The organism is Moorena sp. SIO3H5, assembly GCF_010692395.1.
Lineage (GTDB): Bacteria > Cyanobacteriota > Cyanobacteriia > Cyanobacteriales > Coleofasciculaceae > Moorena.
Genome location: NZ_JAAHHS010000513.1, coordinates 1 through 4,772, shown reverse-complemented (window position 1 = coordinate 4,772; position 4,772 = coordinate 1). Strand labels below are relative to the sequence as shown.

Annotated in this window: 4 protein-coding genes; 3 read left to right on the top strand and 1 reads right to left on the bottom strand. The window is 42.1% G+C overall.

Annotated elements, in window-relative coordinates:
• Positions 1-724 (bottom strand): DNA mismatch repair endonuclease MutL (mutL, locus tag F6K52_RS32545; protein ID WP_293088647.1); only part of this gene is annotated, 724 nt, incomplete at its 3' end.
• A 518-nt stretch (positions 725-1,242) separates the two neighbouring features.
• Between mutL and F6K52_RS32540 the strand changes: the two genes are divergently transcribed.
• From F6K52_RS32540 to F6K52_RS32530, 3 genes are all read left to right on the top strand, one after another.
• A complete protein-coding gene (locus F6K52_RS32540; RefSeq protein WP_293088645.1) occupies positions 1,243-1,446 on the top strand; it encodes a hypothetical protein in 204 nt (67 codons plus the stop codon).
• Positions 1,443-2,363 (top strand): sulfotransferase domain-containing protein, encoded by a 921-nt coding sequence (locus F6K52_RS32535; protein ID WP_293088643.1) that lies wholly within the window; start codon positions 1,443-1,445, stop codon positions 2,361-2,363. The genes F6K52_RS32540 and F6K52_RS32535 overlap by 4 nt, the downstream gene beginning before the upstream one ends.
• A 123-nt stretch (positions 2,364-2,486) precedes the next feature.
• A partial coding sequence (locus tag F6K52_RS32530; RefSeq protein ID WP_293088641.1) for an AAA-like domain-containing protein occupies positions 2,487-4,772 on the top strand: 2,286 nt, incomplete at its 3' end.

Sequence of the window (4,772 nt, the reverse complement as noted above, 5' to 3'; positions counted from 1 at the left end):
TGCTTTTATCCTGTTCTTGCTCTGTTGCGGAATCCGGTATGGGCACTTCTACCGTTAACGGCTGCAAATCACTTTCCTTTAACTGCTTGATAATTTGAGGCAGAATCTGTTGGGCAGTATGACCAGGACAAAGATTAAACCATGGACGTCCATTTTGCTCCACTTGCCAGCTAACCTTGGGATGACACAGAGCATGTTGATGAATAATGGTTTGGACAGCACGCAACTGTTGTGCCATCGCCGGTAAACCCTGGCGACGCACGGGCAACTTACCAAATAAATTAGACACGATCACAATCGTACCGGGTGCGATCGCAGCACTTTCAATCTGACGCAGTTCACCTTGGGAATTATAGATTACTCGCCACCCCTGACTATTTCCTGGACATCGGCTCAAAATTTCTAACTCTGCCACAGCCGCCAAACTATGCAACGCTTCCCCACGAAATCCCAAACTAGTAATCTTCCACAGATCATCACTACTAGAGATTTTGCTAGTACTGTGGGCAAAAGCCGCTTTTTGCAAATTCTTGACCTCCATCCCTGTGCCATTATCTGCCACTCGTACCCGCCATTGCTCAGTCCACAGGGAAACGGTAATCCGAGTTGCCCCAGCATCAAGGGAATTTTCGATCAGTTCTCGCACCACTGCGGCTATTGAATCAATCACTTCCCCAGCAGCAATTAGATGAACTACGTTTTTAGGTAGGGTTTGAATAATCATTTCAGGGAATCGGGAATTGGAAACAGGGAGTAGGGAATCGGGAATCGGGAATCGGGAATCGGGAATCGGGAATCGGGAATCGGTAAAAAATTGTACCTCATAAGTAGGATAAACGCTATATAGTGAATTTTTAATTAATTTTGTATAAAAGACAAACGACAACAAACAATATTACTATAAATAATGTAGTTAAACGGATTTACCTTATTTCGATATAACCAACGTTATCCAGAATTTAATAATTTGGAGTATCGCTTCAGGAATATCACTTCAGGAGTATCGTGTTAGGAATAATTATAAATTATATACAAAATAAATTGCGATTTATCAGCGTTTTATAAACCATATTTTATATTATATTTCAACACTATTGATAGTAATAAAAAATCAAAATAAATTATTTTATTAACAATAAAATCTAGATTTAATGCTATAGTATTATGTATATATAATCACAAATATTCCTGATGTAACATAACCATAAAAAAAAATCTCCGAATGAGTCTGATAATTGCTAGATGAGGTACAGTCAATTGTCTTTCCCTGACTCCCTGTTCCCTGTTCCCTGTTCCCTGTTCCCTGTTCCCTTTTATACCGTTTATCGTACTTATGATATACAGTTAAGTTTATTCCCCCGACTCCCGACTCCCAATTCCCGATTCCCGATTCCCGATTCCCGATTCCCGATTCCCGATTACCTATTCCCTAACGATCAACAATGAACCAAAAACGACAAAAACCCCACTACTCCAAGTGTCGGGGATTCCGTATTCCTATGGGATTTCCGGTAAGCTGTTTTGAATCTGGACTCAATTACATTGCTCAACCGGAGGATAACTTTATTGTTACGTATCCCAAATGTGGCACAACTTGGGTTCAACATATTGTCTGGATGCTACACCATGATGGCGAACCCCTACCTGTGGGCAAAGACATCAATTTAGAAGTACCTCATCTAGAAGAAGTGGGTGCTGAGTTTGTAGCAGCAATGCCATCACCAAGGTTTATTAAAACTCATCTTCCTTTCTCCTTCACCCCTTACTGTGCTGATGCCAAGTATATCTATATTGCTCGCAATCCCTTTGATTGTGTTGTTTCTTTTTATTACCATACTAAAGGGTTTGTGAAGCACTATAATTTTGCTGAAGGAACCTTTAATGATTTTTTTGAATGCTTTATTGAAGGGGAAGTTGATTGGGGCGATTATTTCGAACATTTACTGTCTTGGTATGACCATCGCCACGATGACAATGTTTTGTTTATCACTTACGAAGCTATGAAAGCTGATACTCCCAACTATATTCGAGAAATTGCTAAGTTTTTAGGGAGTTCATATCTAGACAAACTCAATAATGCTGAAATTTTCAATAGCATTCTAAAACACACTAGTTTTACCAGCATGAGCCAAGACCAAAGTCGGTGGTCGAGTCAGCGACCTAACGAAATGACACCCTTTATCCGCAAAGGAGAAATCGGAGATTGGAAGAATCATTTTTCTGAGGAACAAATAGCCCGTTTATCTGATAAATTTAGAAATAAGACTGCTGGAACAGACATAGCAATGTTGTGGGCTGATTTGATTCCCAGTAAGCCGTCAGCCCTCAGCCGTCAGCAGTCAGCAGGTGGCACAGGCTTCTAGCCTGTGACGTAACGTAGCCCAGAAGCTGATAGCTGATAGCTTAGCTCCCTGCTCCCTGCTCCCTGCTCCCTACTCCCTAAAACCCAGAAAAAAAATAGCTCACCCAATTGAAAACTGCTACACATGGATACCTACGAATATCAAGTCGGTGGTAGTTTAAAATTAAATGCCCCTAGTTATGTAGAGCGTCGAGCTGATGCTGAACTTTATAACGCCTTAATTAGGGGGGAGTTTTGTTATGTGTTCAACTCCCGACAGATGGGTAAGTCTAGCTTGCGCTTACGGATCAAGCATCGACTGCAACAAGCTGGTTTTAGCTGCGCTTCTATTGATATGACCATAATTGGTAGCGAAACTATTACTCCCCAGCAGTGGTACAAAGGATTAGTAGTTGAGTTATTAAGGAATTTCAAACTTTCCAGGAAAGTTAACTTAAAAACTTGGTGGCGTGAACACGATGATTTATCGGAAATCCAGCGCTTGAGTCAGGTAATCGAAGAGATTTTATTAGTTAACCTGAAAAGCGAAAATATTTTTATTTTTATCGATGAAATCGATAGCGTTATTAGCCTTAATTTTCCCACCGATGATTTTTTTGCTTTGATTCGAGCCTGCTATAACCAGCGAGCGGAAAATCCTGACTACAATCGCCTCACCTTTGCTTTATTTGGAGTAGCAACCCCTTCGGATTTAATTTCCCAGAAAGAACGAACTCCTTTTAATATTGGTAAGGCTATTGATTTACATGGGTTTACCCTAGAAGAAGCTCAACCATTAGCATCAGGATTAGTAGGATTAGTAGACAATCCCCAAACTGTTCTTAAAGAGATATTAGCTTGGACAGGAGGACAACCATTTCTGACTCAAAAGCTCTGCTATCTGGTGCAGATATCGAATCAAACGGCAATTAGTGGCTCTCTGACTATTCCCCCTGGTACGGAAGGATTTTGGTTAGAGCAGCTTGTGCGTAAGGAAATTATTGAAAACTGGGAAGGCAATGATCAACCGGAGCATTTACGAACCTTACGGGAACGGATTATCAGAAATGAACAAGGGTCTAGTCGGTTATTGGCGCTTTATCAGCAAATCTTACAACAGGGAGAAATTGCTGCGGATGACAGTCCTGAACAAATAGAATTACGGCTAAGTGGGTTAGTTGTTAAACAGCCTGGTCAGGATAATAAAACTTCCCCAGTGTTAAGGGTTTATAATCGTATTTACCAGTATATTTTTAATCAGAATTGGGTTGAGCAAAAATTAGGGAATCTCCGACCTTATAATCAAGCCCTCAATGCTTGGTTAGCGTCCAACCGTGAAGATAATTCTCGGCTGTTGCGAGGACAAGCTTTAGCAGAAGCCTTAAACTGGAAAGCGGGCAAACGGTTGAGCGTAATAGATGATGAATTCTTAGCTGCTTCTCAAGAATTAAGCTGGATTGAACAACAACGGTATTTAGAAGCAGAACGGGCGAAGGAAGCAGAAGCAAGATTAGCAGAACAGAAAAAAAGTGCCAGACGACTGAAGTTGTTGCTAATGGCAGTGGGCACAGCATTGATGGTTTCTACGGGGTTAGGGGTGACCACTTACCTGGGATATAGACGGTCAGCTATTAGCGAAATGAATGCGATCGCAAAATCCTCAGCAGCCCTCTTTGCCTCCAATCAACAATTAGACGCCCTAGTAGAAGCCATCAGAGCCAAGCAACGATTGAAAACCTTTGGTAACGCAGACCAGGCTACGGAAACTCAAGTAGAATCCGTGCTAAGACAGGCAGTTTATGGGACTGTTGAATATAATCGCTTAGTAAAGCATAGTAATCAGGTTTGGGCAGTTGCCATTAACCAGGATGCTAATCTAATCGCTACTGCTAGTTACGATAAGACCATCAAACTCTGGACACTGGATGGTAAACTAATCTCTACCCTAAACGGTCATCAAGCTGGGGTTTACGACATTGCCATTAGCCTAGACGGGAATCTGATTGCTTCCGCTAGTGACGACAAAACCGTCAAACTCTGGAAACGGGATAGTCAGGGAACGTTTCAAGCCCGACCCTATAAAACCCTCAACGGCCATCAAGCTGGGGTTTATGGTATTGCCATTAGCCCCGACAGCCAGATGATTGCTTCAGGGTCTGGAGACAAAACCGTCAAACTCTGGAAAGCTGACGGTACCTTGATTACTACCCTTAAAGACCATAGCGCTACTGTTTATGGAGTGGCCATTAGCCCAGATGGTAAAACCATTGCGTCCGCGTCAGGGGACAAAACTGTTAAACTTTGGGGCTATAATGGGACATTACTAAGGACGTTTCAGGGGCATAATGACCGCATTTACAAAGTTGCCATCAGCCCAGATGGTCAAACCATTGCGTCCGCGTCAGGGGATAAAACCGTTAGACTCTGGGGA

Bases quoted from the DNA above. Each gene is read 5' to 3' on its own strand.
- F6K52_RS32540 (WP_293088645.1), top strand. From the start codon at position 1,243: ATGAGGTACAGTCAATTGTCTTTCCCTGACTCCCTGTTCCCTGTTCCC.
- F6K52_RS32535 (WP_293088643.1), top strand. From the start codon at position 1,443: ATGAACCAAAAACGACAAAAACCCCACTACTCCAAGTGTCGGGGATTC.